Origin of the sequence: Furfurilactobacillus milii, from assembly GCF_009863985.1 — a bacterium.
In the GTDB taxonomy this organism is placed as follows: Bacteria; Bacillota; Bacilli; order Lactobacillales; family Lactobacillaceae; genus Furfurilactobacillus; species Furfurilactobacillus milii_A.
Genome location: NZ_WEZT01000005.1, coordinates 158,978 through 175,950 on the forward strand (window position 1 = coordinate 158,978; position 16,973 = coordinate 175,950).

Here is a 16,973-nt window from a genome sequence, read left to right on the forward strand (position 1 = left end):
CCGGATACCTCGAATTGTTTGATTTGGTCGTTAAACATATTCTACCCGGTATGGGTTTATTTTTTTACTTTGTGTTGCATTTCAATTGTAAATTCGCCAGTTTGAAAAATAGTCAGTAGGTTATCTGCCGATAAAGTTCTGTAAAAACTCTGCAACTGGCGTGAAGTGATTGGTATACTGGTAGTAAAGATAGCGAATGCACCGGCGACGATTGTTACGTCATGAATCGCTTTTAGTTCTAATAATCGGTGCACAAGAGGAGGATACATGGACGCGGATCATTTATCAAAACGATTGGCTGCTGTGGCGGCCTACGTGCCTGCTAATTCACGCATGGCTGACATCGGCTCAGATCATGCTTACTTACCAGTTTATCTGGCCAAACGCCAACAAATTTCGTATGCGGTGGCAGGAGAGGTCGTTGACGGACCGTTTGAAAATGCCAAAACGGAGATTGCCAACCAGAATTTAACCGAGCGGATTGATGCACGTTTGGGAGACGGGGTTACGGTGCTTAAACCCGACGATAACATTGACACGATTGTCATTGCGGGGATGGGTGGCACACTGATCAGTGACATTCTGGAGCGTGGTTGGCAACAACTGACTGGCAACGAATTACTCGTGTTACAGCCGAACGTTGGTGAATATCATTTACGCAAATGGCTGGCCGCCCATGCCTATCAAATTACGGCTGAGCAAATTTTAAAGGATGATGGGCACATTTATGAAATTATGGTGGCCCACAAGGTCAAGGAGCCGTTTACACTAAACGAACTAGATGCACGCTTTGGACACTTTTTACGCGCTACTCCCAATGCTGCGTTTGTCGAAAAATGGCAACATGAGCAGCAACGGAACGCACACGTATTAGCGTCACTAAATCATGCGGCAAACGTACCCGTTGCTAAGCAACAGGAGTTGCAACGTGAACAGCAACTAATTGAGGAGGTTGTACAAAATGCAAGCACAAACCTTAATTGATCAATTTGAAAAGTTTGCACCACTTCGTTATCGCGAAGCCGGTGATCCAACTGGTTTTCAAATCGGTAGTCGACAGGCAGAAATTCATAAAGTTTTGGTGACTTTGGATGTTCGGCCCGAGGTTGTTGACGAAGCGATTGCCGAGCACGCTGATTTCATTTTTGCCCATCATCCAGTTATGTTTCGACCTGCTAAAAATCTGGATTTTGATGCAGATCCACAGCTAGCGATGTATGGCAAAATTATTGCCAACCACATTACTGTGTACGCCGCTCATACCAACTTGGATAATGCTCCAGGCGGTATGAATGATTGGCTTGCTGAGCAATTGCAGCTGGAGCACGTTCAGTCATGGCTGCCTAATCCTGACGCGCCTGAGGTATCAATGGGTCGGGTCGGTGAGCTAGCAGAGCCGATGTCAATGCAAACATTCGCTGAGTATTGCAAAACGCAATTTAAAATCGGTGGGTTGCGGTTGATTTCACATGAACCAACCAAACAGGTTAGCAAAGTTGCCATTTTAGGTGGTGACGGTGGCAAGTTCTTCCGTGAAGCGCAGGCAACGGGAGCCGATGTCTATGTTACGGGCGATGTTTACTACCATACTGGGCATGACATGCTGGCATCCGGTTTGTCTGTGGTGGACCCAGGACATCACATTGAAGCTGTTTGCATCCCCAAGTTGGCATCCATGTTCCGTCAGTGGTCTACACAATATCAATGGCATCTCGATGTCTTAGAATCAAAACCTAATACGGATCCCTTTACTTTTGTGTAAGCGAGCCGAATCAGGTAGACTTATTTTGAAGTATGTTTGAACTTTATTTTAGAAAATAGGAGCGTGACAGTTGTGGCACAATATGAAACCTTGCTTTCGCGGTTTATCGGTTATGTAAAAGTCAATACGAGATCAGATCCAGATTCGACAACCATTCCTTCTTCGCCTAGGGAAGTAAACTTTTTAAAGTCGATTGCTGAGGAGTTAACTGAGCTTGGACTATCGGATATCAAAACAGATCCTAACAGTGGATACGTAACTGCTGTTCTGCCAGCTAATGATGACGGCAACACAGCACCAATTGGCTTTTTAGCACATATTGATACTGCGGATTTTAATGCAGAAAATATTACACCCAACATTGTTAAGAACTATGATGGTAAATCAGACATTAAACTTAGGGATGATGGTCAGTGGACATTAAAGCCTAGCGAATTTCCAGCATTGCACAATTACACTGGTGACACATTAATTACAACTGACGGTACAACACTTTTGGGTGCTGACGATAAAGCTGGTGTGGCTGAAATTATGACGGCCATGGAGTACTTGCTTAATCATCCAGACGTTAAGCATGGTGAGATTCATGTTGGTTTTGGCCCGGATGAAGAAATCGGTACTGGTGCGGATCACTTTGATGCTAAGGGTTTCGGCGTTAAGTATGCCTACACGGTGGATGGCGGCCCATTAGGTGAATTAGAATATGAGACGTTTAATGCTGCTCAGGCAGTCGTGACTATTCAAGGGAAGGATGTTCACACGGCTACTGCTAAAGGCGTTATGCAAAATGCACTTCAAATTGGTATTGATTTCCATAATCAATTACCTGCAAGTGACCGTCCAGAAAATACTGAGGGTCGGGAAGGTTTCTTCCACCTGTACAAAATGACTGGGACTGTTGATCAAGCTCAGTTAACGTACATTATTCGTGATCACGATCGTCAGAAGTTTGAAGACCGTAAACAACAAATGCGGGACATTGCTGATAAGCTCAATGCTACTTTGGATGAACCACGAGTGAAGTTGGTATTGACGGACCAATATTACAATATGCGTGAAGTGCTTGAAAAGGATATGACACCGGTTGAACTGGCTAAAAAAGCCATGACTGATTTAAATATCAAACCTGTTATTTACCCGGTTCGTGGTGGAACAGATGGCTCCAAGATTTCATTCATGGGTGTGCCAACGCCGAATCTGTTTGCTGGTGGTGAGAACATGCACAGCCGTTATGAATATGTTTCTCTGCAGACTATGGAACGTGCTGTTGATGTGATCTTGAAGATTACTGAACTCAATCGGCAGGCTTAACAAGCGATAACCAGTATTTGTAATACAAAATAAAAACGACCCCAACAGACACATCTGTTAGGATCGTTTTTATTATCTATCGTGTGCGATGCTGGTTAGCAACCTGCGACAACGATTATGATTGACTTGCTTCATCAGCATTAGCCGCTGGTTTGTCGGCCATCACGTGTGTTGCGACTGAAGTCACAAGGCAGACGATGGCGGCAACGATGCCAATTTCAAAAACGTTATATTGCAACAATTCTAGTTGTCCACCAATATAACCAATGACCTCGCCCCAGATGAAGCCCCAAAAGATTACAGTTAAGTAACGCATATTGTGACCACCTTTCATATCAATAGTAGTTTAACACTCTGACTACTGATTTCAATAAACTTTCATTCGCGAATACGGATAATTTTGGCGGGTTTTGTTATAATATGAAAGACGAACAAACGTTTGAATATGAAACTTAATCGATTATTCAATGAAAGGGGGATGCTTGTGTCTTCGGAGACTGAAATTGAGGCAGCAGCGGTACCGTTATCTCGCGAAATAAATGGTCTAGTGCCATTATCCGTTATCAGTAGTTATAGTCTATTGCAAAGTCCAACAAGAGTTACAGAACTCGTGCAAACGGCAAAGCAGCGAGGGTATCAGGCAGTTGCACTGACTGACATTAATGTGTTGTATGGCGTTGTTGATTTTTTTAATGCTGCGCGAAAAGCTGGCATCAAACCGTTAATCGGGCTGACCATCGAACTAACCGGCGAGGTCACTGAGCCAGCCACCAATGACCAGACGATGCCAGCCACAAAGCAGAATGCACTGCCAACATTCCCATTAACTTTGATTGCTAAAAATGAACATGGCTATCAAAATCTAATTCAAATTTCGTCGGCAAAGATGACCCGCGAAGAACGTGATCCATTAAAAATTGACGACATCAGCGATTGGTTGTCAGACTTAGTCATTATTAATGGCTTACAAAGTGAAATTGGCCGACTAGCCAGTACGGGACAACAAAACGTGGCTGCGCAACTCATGGCACGACTGCAAAAAATTGCCAATGACACCGTATATCTTGGTGTGAGTGATCAACAATCAAGAGCGACAATTGACACGCTTCAACAATTTGCAGATCAGAATCATTGTCGATTGGTGGCTGTCAACGACGTTCGCTATTTGAACCCTGATGATAGTTTTAAGACTAGTGTGATGACGTCGATTAGTAGTGGTGAACAAATCACTAATTTAGGAGCGGTAAGCCAACAGACAGGTCCTTGGTATCTTCGTGAGGCTGTGCCGCTAGCCAATCACTATCATGAATTGGGACTTGATGAGGCCGTTCGGGAAACGAGTCAAATTGCTAACATCGCAACGGTTGACTTCACGTTTCAAGCCCCACAATTACCACATTTCAAGACGCCCAATCATGAACCAACGGCAGATTATTTGCGACAACTTTGTGCCGCGGGTTTGACCAAACGGTTAGGCGAAGATAATCCACTGGCGGATCGATATCAACAAAGGTTGACCCACGAGTTGACCGTTATTCATCAGCTAGGCTTTGACGATTATTTTCTAATTGTCTGGGACGTAATGAACTATGCTCATGAACATCACATTACTACCGGTCCTGGTCGTGGCTCGGCGGCTGGATCCTTGGTTGCTTATGTACTAGTCATTACAGAAGTTGATCCGTTAACCTATGATCTACTTTTTGAACGGTTTTTGAATGATCAGCGAGCTCAGATGCCCGATATTGATTTGGATATTCCAGACGACAAACGTGATGAACTGTTGCTGTATGTGCGTGATCGATATGGCGCCGATAAGGTTGGCCAAATTATTACGTTTGGTACCCTTGGTGCTAAGCAGGTCATTCGTGACGTTGGCCGTGTATTTGGTTTGTCCGCATTTCAAATGGCCGAATGGAGCCGGACGATTCCTGGCGGTTTAGGTGTGACGTTGGCCAGCGCACAACGTGGTTCACAGCCATTACGTAATCTAATCGCGGACAGTGGTGTCAACTCGTTACTGTTTGAAACAGCCATGGCGTTGGAAGGCTTGCCACGGCACACGTCGACGCATGCTGCCGGTGTTGTCTTAAGTGATCAGCCATTAACGGATATTGTCCCGGTTCAATCAGGTTCTGAAGGCCTACTCGTAGCCCAATTCCCTAAAAATACCGTTGAGGCACTTGGACTGCTTAAGATGGATTTTCTTGGACTCCGCAATTTAACTATTTTAGCAAATACATTATCAGAGATTGAGACAACGACGGGCAAGAAGCTTCAAGTTAACGATATTCCGTTGAACGACAGTGCCACACTGGCCTTGTTTCAAAAAGGCGATACAAATGGTGTCTTTCAGTTTGAATCAAGCGGCATTAAAAATGTCTTGCGTCAATTGCATCCGGAAACCTTTGAATTGGTAGTCGCGGTTAACGCACTTTATCGACCTGGACCGATGGAAAACATCGATCACTTCATTGCCCGTAAAAAGGGCAAGGAACCAGTCACGTATCCGGCCCAGGCGTTGGAACCAATTTTGGGACCAACATTTGGCATCATTGTTTATCAAGAGCAGGTCATGCGAGTCGCCTCAGTTATGGGCGGTTTCTCATTGGGCAAGGCCGATATTCTTCGCCGTGCCATGAGTAAAAAAGATCATCATAAGATTGATGCACTACGTACCGAGTTTATTGAGGGTGCGGTGGCTAATAAATTTACGCAAGCCGTTGCTGTTCAGGTCTATGACTATATTGAAAATTTTGCATCTTATGGTTTTAACCGATCACATGCCGTTGCCTACAGCAAAATGGCGTTTGAACTCGCTTATCTAAAAGTGCATCATCCGGGTGCCTTTTTTACAGCACTACTTAATTCTGTGCTGGGCAATCCAACAAAAACGAAATTATATTTGTTAGAGGCAAAACAGCATGGCGTCAACGTAGCAGCGCCCAACGTTAACGTTAGTCAGACGGGATTCTCACTGGTAAACGGGCAAATCGTTTTTGGACTTAGTGACATTAAAGGTGTGCGTCGAGATTTTGTTGCCAATATCTTGGCATTGCGGCAAAAAGACGGTGCATTTAAAGACTTAGAAACATTTGTCAATGCTATTGAACCACAGTTTCGGAAAACGGACGTCTTAACTGCCATGATCTATGCTGGTAGTTTTGACAGTTTTGGCTTAAACAGAGCTGAGCTGTTGGACCTGTTGCCACGTGTGATTTCTGGTGTCCAGGTCAGTATCGATCTGTTCGAATCCAACTTGGGGCTTAAACCTAAGGTTGAGCACCGCCATGATTTGTCGTTGAAAGAAAAATTAAGTCATGAGGCCGAAGTACTTGGCGCTTATGTATCTGGTCACCCGGTAGAACAGTACACAGGGCTCAGCCAACAACTGAATGCAACACCAGTTGTCGATGTTGCGGTTGGCCAGGTGACAACCGTTATTCTGTACACGAGCCGGATTCGTGAAATAAGAACTAAAAAGGGTGACCGAATGGCGTTTGTCAGCGGGAATGATCCATCTGGTGAATTGTCGATCACCGTCTTCCCACGACTTTATAAAGAAGTTAGCGAATGGTTAGCGCCAGAGCAGGTCGTCGTTGTGACCGGTAAAATTGATACGGGTCGCCAACTGGAGATCGTAGCGGATCGGCTTCAATTGGCCAAAACAGTTCAGGAGCAAGGCGCGCATCAGCAATCGCGTCAAAATGCGCAACTGAATGATGAATCCAATACGCGGTCGAATCATCCTACTCAAGCAGCAACGAGGCCACAAGCGCAATCTGCGCCAATTGGCACTTGGTATTTACAACTGACGGAGGCAAACATCGCTGCAGGCGCAGAGAACGACTTTCGTCAGCAAATGGGCAGCCTACGTGGAAATAATCCGGTAATTTTGCATAATCAAGTTGATAACCGGACAGTTAAGCTGGCTTCAGCATTTAATTTAGCGGCCACGACACAAGCTCGAAATCAATTGGTCGGGATTTTTGGTGACGGTAATGTCGTTTTTCGGCGAAATCAGACATAAATGTTTAAACTGTCTTCAACAAAATTGAAAAACCAATGTGGGTTTTCATGAATATTTATGAAAACTCATGAAAAGAGCGACAACCACATTTTAAAAGTGTTAAACTAATATCGTATTTAAGGGAACAATAACGTTCTCAAAAAAGCCACTCTGTGGCACAAACTCAAAGGGAGAGATTTTTGTTATGAAAAAAACTAAAATCGTTAGCACGCTTGGACCAGCCAGCTCAGACGTTGATACGATCGTTAAGCTGATTGAAGCAGGCGCCAACGTTTTCCGTTTTAACTTTTCTCACGGAGATCATGAAGAACACCTTGGCCGTTTAAACAACGTCCATGAAGCTGAAAAGATTACTGGCAAGACTGTTGGTATCATGCTTGATACTAAGGGTGCTGAAATCCGGACAACGGTTCAAAAAGATGGCAAGATCGAATATAAGACTGGTGATAAGGTTCGTATCTCAATGGACGACTCCATTGAAGGTACACACGACAAGATTGCCGTTACTTACCCTGGCTTATACGATGATGTTCATGTTGGTGGTCACGTACTGTTTGACGATGGTTTGATCGACATGAAGATTGACGAAAAAGACGATGCTAACAAAGAATTAGTAACCACTGTTCAAAACAATGGGATGCTCGGTTCTCGTAAGGGTGTTAACGCACCTGGTGTTTCCATCAACTTGCCTGGGATCACTGAAAAGGATTCCTCAGACATTCGTTTTGGTTTGGATCATGAAATCAACTTCATCGCCGCTTCATTTGTACGTAAAGCGCAAGATGTTCTGGACATTCGTGCTCTGCTTGAAGAAAAGAACATGCAACATGTTCAAATCTTCCCTAAGATCGAATCTCAAGAAGGTATCGACAACTTCGACGAAATTCTTGAAGTCTCAGATGGTTTGATGGTTGCCCGTGGTGACATGGGTGTTGAAATTCCTGCTGAAAATGTGCCATTGGTACAGAAGGAATTGATCCGTCGTTGTAACGAATTGGGCAAGCCAGTTATCACTGCTACCCAAATGTTGGATTCAATGCAAGAAAACCCACGTCCTACACGTGCCGAAGCATCTGACGTTGCTAACGCCGTATTTGATGGTACTGACGCAACCATGTTATCTGGTGAATCTGCTAACGGTGACTACCCAGTAGAATCTGTTGCAACGATGAACCGGATCGACATCAAGGCTGAAAATGACTTGAGTGTTGATGGTCACGCTGTTCACAACTTCGATACTTCAGATGTTACAGAAGCCGTTGCTGCTGCTGTTGCCCGTACCGCAAGTAACTTGCACGTTAAGACAATCGTTGCTGCTACTGCTTCAGGTCACACTGCACGGATGATCAGCAAGTACCGTCCAAACGCCGACATCCTTGCCGTTACGTTTGACGAACGCACTCAACGCGGTTTGATGATCAACTGGGGTGTTTACCCAGTTATCGATACTGCCCCAGCAAGCACTGATGACATGTTCGCATTAGCTAAGAAACGTGTTGTTGAAGAAGGCTTAGCTGAAAAGGGTGACACGATCTTAGTTACTGCCGGTGTACCAGTTGGTACAAAGGGTACAACTAACATCATGCGTGTTATGCGGATCGACTAATTTTAAAATGAATTCGTTTAAGGCTGCTGACGTTTGTCGGCGGCCTTTTTCTTTCTTAAATTGCAGGTCTTTCTGGGCGGATGTCGCTTGCAATTAAGCTTTCTGCTATAATAGACAAAATGAAATTACCGATTTGGAGGCAGTTATGCACGATTTATTAGGCCGTGTGATTGAAACAAAGGTCACTGATCAAAACGAAGATTACTACATCGTTCAATGTGAGGGATTTTCGTTTCAATTTGATAAAAAAGAAGCAGATCATAAGCTGGGGATAGGTGCTCAGGTTACTGGCTTTGCTTACGAAAATGAGGATCATGACTACCAGATTTCAACAACGATTCCAAAGTCACAGGTTGGTCACTATGCGTTTGGGACAGTTGTTCGGTCCGCACACGGCCTGGGCGTGTTTGTGGACGTTGGCTTGCCTAACAAAGATTTTGTCGTTTCGGTTGACGAATTACCGACGATTGACGGGTTGATGCCTCAAAAGGGTGATCGTTTGATGGTTAGCCTTGTCGTTGATGCTAAAAATCGTTTGTGGGCACACCTAGCTGATTCTGAGATTTTTACTGCTATCAGTCGCCGGGCGACAACTGCAGACAGAAATCATGACTTAACAGCAACAGTTTACCGATTAAAATTAGCTGGTACTTTAGTTATAACTGACGATTATTATCTTGGGTTCGTTCATCCTTCAGAGCGTGATCACGAACCACGACTAGGGGAACAAGTACATGGCCGTGTTATTGGTGTTCACCCTGATGGTGGTCTGAACATCTCACTGAAGCCGCGTGCTTATCAGGCAATTAGTGAGGATGCTGCGCAACTATTGGCAACACTTGGTCATGAAGCAAGTCATACGTTACCCTTTACAGATAAAAGTAACCCTGATGCCATCAAGGCTTATTTTGGGATTAGTAAGGGACAGTTCAAACGAGCCGTGGGTCATTTACTCAAAGCTCGCTACATTGAACAGAACGCAGATGGCATTACGTTAACGGAGACCGGTGTTAAAGCAGCAAATGAGCAATGAAAAAGAAATTCCAACCGCGATTTTGGACCCGATGGACGACTATTTAACCTATATTAAAGTTGAACGTGGTCTGTCCAAGAATAGTATTATCAGTTACAAACAGGATATTCAGGCATTTAGCCAGTTTATTGTGGGGCAAGGACTCACTAGTCTTAAGCAGGTGGATCGTTACGTGATCCTAAATTATCTGCAAATTGAAGATCAAGCTCATAAAGCGCGTAACACGGTTATTCACAGTGTTTCCAGTCTGCGGAAATACTTTTTGTTTTTGACGCGGGACGGGTACGTTGATGAAAATCCAATGTTGAAAATTGATTCACCAAAACGGGCTCGGCATTTGCCACAGGTTTTGACGGTTGAAGAAGTCGACCGGTTATTAGCTGTTCCGGATGTCAGCAAACCGCTCGGGATTCGTGATCGTACCTTACTCGAAGTCATGTACGCAACTGGCATGCGAGTCAGTGAAGTGGTCAATTTGACTGGGAATAATTTACATTTAGATCTCGGGTTTATTCAAACTGTTGGTAAGGGTGATAAGGAACGTATCATTCCAATCGGTGATCTTGCGACAGAGTGGCTAACATCGTACATGAACACCGTGCGTCCGAAACTAGTTCATGGGCAGCCAACAACGGCGATTTTTGTTAATGCTCATGGCCGCCAACTTACGCGTCAAGGTGTGTGGAAAAATCTAAAAGCGATGGTTAAAAGCGCCGGAATCAAGAAAGATGTGACACCGCATACGTTACGCCATTCGTTTGCCACACACATTTTGGAAAATGGCGCTGATTTAAGGGTGGTTCAGGAACTACTGGGCCATGCGGATATTTCAACGACACAGATTTACACTCATATTTCTAAGCAACGGTTAACAGAGGTTTATAAAAAAGCTCATCCGAGAGCATAACTCAATTGATAGCAGAATAAGAAATGTTGGAAAGGGGACGAAGTCATGCTAGTTAAATACCGTGATGATTATGAAAAAACAACCATGGGATTGCTGTCTTTCTTGCCGGACTTTCACAACATGAAGCATCTAAAAGCAGAAATGGCTTGGTATACTGACGGCAGTGGTCGGCAAATGTATCTATGGCGAAACGACCACAACCAGTTTACTGGCGTCGTGGGGTTTGAATTGGAAGATCAGTTTGTGCTCATTCGATTACTTGTTCTTTCACCCCAAGAACGGAATGATAGTACGAGAAAGGCTATTTTAGATGCCGTTGCAGAATTATTCCCTGGAAAACGGATAATGGGCACCATTGCTACTACGCCAATGATTATGCGGTGGAGGAATATCGATGGGCGCTAATGCGACAGACATTCGTAAATCATGGCCAGGACAACGTGCTCACGATCGGGAGGCACAAGTCAATTTAGCGTTAGCAAACCAGCCAACGATTAAAATTGCTGACTTCGAGGGGCCGTTAGATTTATTATTGCATCTGATTCGCAGTTCAGAAATGGATATTTATGACATTCAAATCTCTGCAATCACATCGCAATATCTAAAATATTTACATCAAATGCAAAACATGAAGTTGGATGTCGCAGGCGAATACTTTGTCATGGCGGCGACGCTCATGACGATTAAAAGTAGAATGTTATTGCCTCGAGCAGCTGACGAGGATGAGGATGCTACTGACAATTCAGATCCGCGTTCGGAATTAGTAACACAATTACTGGAGTATCGTCGTTATCAGCAGGCAGCTGATGAATTGCGCGATAAAGAGCAAGATCGCAAACAGCAATTTACTCGCGCTGCGAGTGGTGTGCCGGCAGATGTCCAATTGGGTTCTTTGGTTCCAGGGATTACGGTGGCGGATTTGCAGGCTGCGTTTAAGCACATGTTGGCCCAGCGACAAATTGCCAAACCTGTTTCTCGAACCGTGTCGGGCGATCAATTTACTATTCGCGAGCAGATGCGAGTTATGTTAAATAAATTAGATCGTAAGCGACCAACGGCTTTTGAGGACTTGTTTTCTGAGCAACCACAAACGGATGAACTCGTGACAACATTTTTGGCCATGTTGGAACTAGCAAAAATGAATGCCGTTCGGTTCGACCAAAGTGTTGTTAACGGTCCAATTCAGGTCTTTGCCGGTGAACGGAGCAAGGATGACCTAGATAAAGAAGTATTAACGCCATTTGAGGATGAAAAAGAGTCATGACAAATATCGAACAAATTGAAGGACTTCTGTTTATTGCAGGTGACGAAGGCATTTCGGTTGCGGAAATGTCCCATGCAACAGGTTTCATGCGCGCGGCAATCAACACGATGTTGGATCAGATTGCCAAACGGCATGAAGAGAGTGTGGATGATCCACTCTGTTTGCTAGACAACGATGGTATCTACCGACTGGCTACAAAAAAAGAATTAGCAGGTGTGATCAAACGTTATTTTGAGGCACCCCTAGCAACTAATTTATCGCAGGCCTCATTGGAAGTTCTTGCCATCACTGCTTATCGTCAGCCAGTAACACGAATCGATATTGATGAGATTCGTGGTGTGTCTAGCACAGCAACACTGCAAAAATTGGTGCTTCGCAATCTTGTGGAAGCCCACGGGCGAAAAGATGAGCCGGGTCGCCCCATTTTATATAGAACAACGAATTATTTTTTAGACTATTTTGGCCTAAATGACATTAGTCAATTGCCGCCGTTACCGCAAGCGGAAACGTTAGATGAAGCTCAAGCAGAAACAGGTGATCTGTTCCTAGCGGCTTTCCAGGATCAATTGGCCGGTACAACAGAAGATAAAGAAAAACACGAGGATTAATAATGGCAGAAAGATTACAAAAAGTTATGGCTCGGGCCGGTGTTGCATCGCGGCGTAAGTCTGAAACATTGATTTCGACAGGACATGTTCAGGTTAATGGAACGGTCATTCGGGAACTAGGCACAAAAGTGACTGCGGATGATGCAATACAAGTAGATGGTGTTGCGATCCAGCAAGAGCAGTTTGTGTACTATTTGTTGTACAAACCGCGCAGTGTTGTGTCCACTGCCCACGATGACAAGGGGCGTCGGACGGTAGTCGATTTATTGGACGATATTGATGAGCGAATTTATCCGGTTGGCCGTTTGGACTACGATACGTCCGGATTGCTGTTAATGACTAATGACGGTGAACTAGCCAATCAGTTAATGCACCCTAAGTTTAAAGTTGATAAAACGTATGTCGCTAAAGTAAAAGGTGTGCCGACGAACGATGCTTTAGAAAAACTGCGTCATGGTCTCGTTGTTGATGGTCATAAGACGTCGCCAGCTAAAAGTAAACTGATCAGTGTTGATCACCGTAAAAACACGGCCATCGTTCAATTAACAATTCACGAAGGACATAATCATCAAGTTAAAAACATGTTGACTGCCGTTGGCTTTCCAGTTGAAAAGTTGCGACGCGACAGTTATGGTCCTTTGACCCTTGATGGTTTGACGTCTGGTGATTACCGTGAATTGAAATCTGTTGAACTCGAAGCATTACGTGAATCGATTTCAAACAAGAAGGGTTTTCGCCGCTAACGCTTAGTCACATAATTACACGTGGTGAGGAAGATTATGTTGACCATTTTTGGTTATGTGTTAGACTTCACTTGTAAGTAATTACAAATATAATACTTGGTTCGTCTTCAGGGCAGGGTGAAATTCCCGACCGGCGGTGATAGCCCGCGACTCTCCATCTGATGGAGATTGATCTTGGTGAAATTCCAAGGCCGACAGTAAAGTCTGGTATAAAGAAGATCGGCAATTGTGAGTCTTATTTTGATGGATTCAACATGTCTGATCGTGTTCCCTTGAAGGAATGTGATGAGGCTTTTTTATTGCCATGCCAAAGAAGATGACCCATCTAAAATGGTGCTCAAGGTGAAAACTGTGATAGTTCCATCGAGGGTACTTAAGGAGGAGTTTCAGATGGGCAGTACAGCATTACGACGGATGATCAGCGTAGCCGTGTTAGGCGCGGTTGCAGCCGTCATCATGTTTTTAGAGTTTCCGATTTTGCCGGGAGCTACATTTATGAAGCTGGATCTCAGCTTATTAATTATTTTGCTGGGAACAGTAATTTATGGGTTGGGCGATGGTGCATTGATTGCGCTAATCGCGGTGGTCTTACATTTATTGCTAAAGGGTATCAATCCTTTTAGCTTAATTGGCGACACGATTGATTTTGTAGCCAATATGGCGTACGTGATTCCGATTTACTGGTTGTTAACGCGATCAAACCGGAAGACCAGTTTTAAATTGTCAGTTGGAATTTCACTGAGTACGGTGTTGCTGACAATTATTATGGCATTGCTCAATGCATTTTTAATGTTTCCGTTATACATGAAAGTCGGTGGCTTACCACAATCAACAAACATTCCAGCGTTGATTTGGACCGTAGTGGTACCATTCAATCTAATTAAAGGTGTTATTATTGGCATCGCTTTTTGGATTGTTTATTGGCGGATGGCACCATGGTTAAGCAGACAACGACGTGCCATTAATAATAAATAATGAAATGAATGAATGTAAAAGCAACCATTTTAGCTTGGTTGCTTTTTTCTGTCGTTAGTAGTGTGCAGTCTTGTGTTAAACTGACATCACAACATTGTAGGAGGGGTTGGCGTGAATCCAGAATTTTTAATCCGTTTATTATCAGCTTCACAACCACGTCGACCCAAAGTTATTTTTAACTGTTTGACTGGCAAGAGAACGGTGTCGGTGCTCTATTGGGCGCTCCGCTATGATTTGTTGTCATGGCTGAGTGTGCTGCCATCGTTACAGTGGGACACGTTTAACGGAGCGGTAAATAAGTTAGTGCGGGAAAAACGAGTGACAGTTCAGTCGGACGGCCAATTATTGAGCAATGAGGCGCTGGAAAATCACGAACTGTCAGAACTCTTTCCCATAAAACAACGTCAAATGTACCGTGTTATGCATGTTAAAATCGTGGCCGAAACTACCTTATTAGGCATTCAGGCTCTTTCACATACCATTTATCACGATATGGGGTATTTTCCTGTTAGTGTTAGTGAACGTGCCAGAGTACAGGTGCGGCGCTGGTTCAGAAGTAGTTCATTTGATGAGAACCATTTACGTGACTTAACGCTGTCCTTGAACTGTTGGTTAACGACAATGCCGTCGCGAAACGCAGACGTCTTTTTGAGTCAAATGGCTGGGGAAAAGCATCCAGGGTACACCGGTCAACAGCTTTCACAAGCTTTGAAACTGCCGGCATGGCAAATTGATTTAATTCAGGCGGCCAACTTGGCGGCATTTGTACAGTTTTGCCAAGCCGACACGCATGGGTGGCGTAACTTATTAAGTCCGTTTATGGATCAGGCATTACCACGACCGGTAAAGCAAACACTTAGTGCCGTTCAGCAAGGGGCGACAAGGACAGAGATTGCACAACAACGGCGACTGAAGCCCAGTACAATTAATGAGCATTTATTAACCGCTGCGATTCTATTACCGTTGGATCAATTTCCGTATGAAGAATGCGTTGACGAAGCTACTCGTGAAAGTATCGAAAAGCGGCAACCAGTCAATATTGATAACTGGCAAGGCCCACTGGGCGTCACGCCGGATCAGTTTTTTCAATATCGAATGACACAAATTTGGGAGACAAAGCAAAAATGAGTCGTGAATCACATAAAATTGACAATGACATCCAATTGCCACGTCATGTTAAGCCAAATGATCCACGTTTAAAATTATCAGAGACTGCCGTTGATTTAGCACGTGATCGGCAAGCGGCATTGCGTACTCATTTTGGTCTTAAGAAGTTTCGACCTGGACAGGCAGAAGCAATTGACAGTTTACAACAAGGACGAAATGTCCTGGCCATTCTACCGACCGGCAGTGGCAAAACATTAATTTATGAACTGACAACTTATTTGGTAAACCGTCCGTGTTTAATTGTGTCGCCGTTGTTATCATTAATGCAAGATCAAGTAGGACGATTGAATCAGCGTGGTGAACGGCGGGCAGTGGCACTGAACTCATTGCTGACTAAGCTGGAAAAAGACAGTATCTTAAGTAGACTACAACAATATCGATTTATTTTTATCTCACCGGAGATGCTTCAAAATGAGGGTGTGATGGCGTCAATTCAGCATTGTAATATTGGGCTGCTTGTTATTGATGAGGCGCACTGTATCTCGACGTGGGGACCAGATTTTCGTCCCGCCTATTTGAGCTTGGGTGACGTTCGAAGTCAATTGGGCAATCCTTTAACCTGTGCGTTGACCGCTACCGCTGATGAACATGTTCAAACGGACATTTTGACACAGCTACGGTTAAGGCCAACAGCTGCAGGAAAATCGTCGATGAATATGGCTACTGATGATCACCAAAATGTTCAAGTCATCAGGCAGTCAGTAAATCGTCCCAATATTTTCCTAGCGATGCGTTCCGTTACTTCGCGAAAGGAGAAGGCTAACGAACTTATGGGCCTGATGGCAAAAATTGTTAAGCCTGGAATTATTTATTTTTCAAGTAAGGCACAAGCCGATGAATGGGCGCAACGGCTAAGCGACGCTGGGTATCCTGCGGCCAGCTACCATGCTGGTTTAGATGCTCAAACGCGATATACGGTCCAACAACAATTTATGGCCGACCAATTGCAAGTTGTTTGTGCAACGAGTGCGTTTGGAATGGGCATTGATAAAGATAACATTCGTTTTGTCATTCACTATCATTTACCAGGCAACTTAAATGATTACGTGCAAGAAATAGGACGGGCAGGCCGTGATGGGCAACAAAGTATTGCCATCTGTCTCATTGCGCCAGGCGACGAACAATTGCCAGCTGATTTGGCGACGCTCCCGCTACCGAATGATCGTCAAGTCAAAACATTTTATGAAACCAAACAACCAGCGTTGCAAACAGATATGGATCAGTTACTTGACTATTACAAAAAGCATCATTTTAGCGAACAACAACTGATAGACCGGTTTGGTGTACTGCGTCAAGAGCGGCAGCTTGCATTACGCAAATTTATTAACTTTACGCGATCAACTGACTGCTTGCGAAAAACGCTACTGAATGGTTTCAATGAAACTTCGGTGCCACATGACCACAGTTGCTGTGCGCCTATCGGAACGGAATTTTCATTGTCAGAATTGGGATTGGTACAGGATCAGCATGAATTGCAAAAGACAATGCAAATTCCAGGCTGGCGTCAGCAGTTTAAGGCACTTTTTAGCGAAAACTTTACTAATTCCAATGTTTGAATATGCTAGTA

14 protein-coding genes, 1 pseudogene and 1 riboswitch are annotated in these 16,973 nt (G+C 44.2%); of the genes and pseudogenes, 14 read left to right on the top strand and 1 reads right to left on the bottom strand.

Going from position 1 to position 16,973, the window contains the following annotated elements; genetic code table 11:
* Nucleotides 1-267: 267 nt before the first annotated feature.
* The 3 genes from GB992_RS03610 to pepT all read left to right on the top strand — a co-directional run bounded on the left by GB992_RS03610 (nt 268) and on the right by pepT (nt 3,073).
* Nucleotides 268-984 (top strand): tRNA (adenine(22)-N(1))-methyltransferase, encoded by a 717-nt coding sequence (locus GB992_RS03610; protein ID WP_161001251.1) that lies wholly within the window; start codon nt 268-270, stop codon nt 982-984.
* Nucleotides 962-1,762 (top strand): Nif3-like dinuclear metal center hexameric protein, encoded by an 801-nt coding sequence (locus tag GB992_RS03615; protein WP_161001252.1) that lies wholly within the window; start codon nt 962-964, stop codon nt 1,760-1,762. Before GB992_RS03610 ends, GB992_RS03615 begins: the two co-directional genes overlap by 23 nt.
* A 72-nt stretch (nt 1,763-1,834) precedes the next feature.
* Nucleotides 1,835-3,073: a peptidase T gene (pepT, locus tag GB992_RS03620; RefSeq protein ID WP_161001253.1), complete on the top strand. Its 1,239-nt coding sequence runs from the start codon at nt 1,835-1,837 to the stop codon at nt 3,071-3,073.
* A 115-nt stretch (nt 3,074-3,188) separates the two neighbouring features.
* On the opposite strand, the gene GB992_RS03625 is transcribed toward pepT, so the two are convergent.
* A complete protein-coding gene (locus GB992_RS03625) occupies nt 3,189-3,389 on the bottom strand; it encodes a YjzD family protein (protein ID WP_161001254.1) in 201 nt (66 codons plus the stop codon).
* Nucleotides 3,390-3,551: 162 nt separating this feature from the next.
* On the opposite strand from GB992_RS03625, the gene dnaE reads away from it, so the two are divergent.
* From dnaE to GB992_RS03680, 11 genes and pseudogenes are all read left to right on the top strand, one after another.
* A complete protein-coding gene (gene dnaE, locus GB992_RS03630; protein WP_162855612.1) occupies nt 3,552-7,103 on the top strand; it encodes a DNA polymerase III subunit alpha in 3,552 nt (1,183 codons plus the stop codon).
* Nucleotides 7,104-7,287: 184 nt separating this feature from the next.
* Nucleotides 7,288-8,703, top strand: a pseudogene (gene pyk / locus GB992_RS03635) (pyruvate kinase); the annotation flags it as partial.
* Nucleotides 8,704-8,854: 151 nt separating this feature from the next.
* The gene (locus tag GB992_RS03640; protein WP_161001256.1) at nt 8,855-9,742 is read left to right on the top strand and encodes a CvfB family protein; all 888 of its coding nucleotides are present in this window, start codon (nt 8,855-8,857) and stop codon (nt 9,740-9,742) included.
* On the top strand, nt 9,732-10,649 hold the full coding sequence (xerD, locus tag GB992_RS03645) for a site-specific tyrosine recombinase XerD (RefSeq protein ID WP_162855613.1): 918 nt from the start codon (nt 9,732-9,734) through the stop codon (nt 10,647-10,649). Before GB992_RS03640 ends, xerD begins: the two co-directional genes overlap by 11 nt.
* A 45-nt stretch (nt 10,650-10,694) precedes the next feature.
* The gene (locus GB992_RS03650) at nt 10,695-11,054 is read left to right on the top strand and encodes an N-acetyltransferase (RefSeq protein ID WP_161001257.1); all 360 of its coding nucleotides are present in this window, start codon (nt 10,695-10,697) and stop codon (nt 11,052-11,054) included.
* Nucleotides 11,044-11,913, top strand: a complete 870-nt coding sequence (locus GB992_RS03655) for a segregation and condensation protein A (protein WP_161001258.1) — start codon at nt 11,044-11,046, stop codon at nt 11,911-11,913. The genes GB992_RS03650 and GB992_RS03655 overlap by 11 nt, the downstream gene beginning before the upstream one ends.
* The gene (gene scpB / locus GB992_RS03660) at nt 11,910-12,521 is read left to right on the top strand and encodes an SMC-Scp complex subunit ScpB (protein WP_161001259.1); all 612 of its coding nucleotides are present in this window, start codon (nt 11,910-11,912) and stop codon (nt 12,519-12,521) included. The genes GB992_RS03655 and scpB overlap by 4 nt, the downstream gene beginning before the upstream one ends.
* A gap of 2 nt (nt 12,522-12,523) precedes the next feature.
* Complete coding sequence (locus tag GB992_RS03665) at nt 12,524-13,264, top strand: pseudouridine synthase (protein WP_161001260.1); 741 nt, start codon at nt 12,524-12,526, stop codon at nt 13,262-13,264.
* 99 nt (nt 13,265-13,363) lie between these two features.
* Nucleotides 13,364-13,488, top strand: a riboswitch (FMN riboswitch).
* 166 nt (nt 13,489-13,654) lie between these two features.
* Nucleotides 13,655-14,239, top strand: a complete 585-nt coding sequence (locus GB992_RS03670; RefSeq protein WP_161001261.1) for an ECF transporter S component — start codon at nt 13,655-13,657, stop codon at nt 14,237-14,239.
* Nucleotides 14,240-14,350: 111 nt separating this feature from the next.
* On the top strand, nt 14,351-15,367 hold the full coding sequence (locus GB992_RS11905; protein ID WP_161001262.1) for a helix-turn-helix domain-containing protein: 1,017 nt from the start codon (nt 14,351-14,353) through the stop codon (nt 15,365-15,367).
* The gene (locus tag GB992_RS03680) at nt 15,364-16,962 is read left to right on the top strand and encodes a RecQ family ATP-dependent DNA helicase (protein WP_161001263.1); all 1,599 of its coding nucleotides are present in this window, start codon (nt 15,364-15,366) and stop codon (nt 16,960-16,962) included. The genes GB992_RS11905 and GB992_RS03680 overlap by 4 nt, the downstream gene beginning before the upstream one ends.
* Nucleotides 16,963-16,973: the final 11 nt, after the last annotated feature.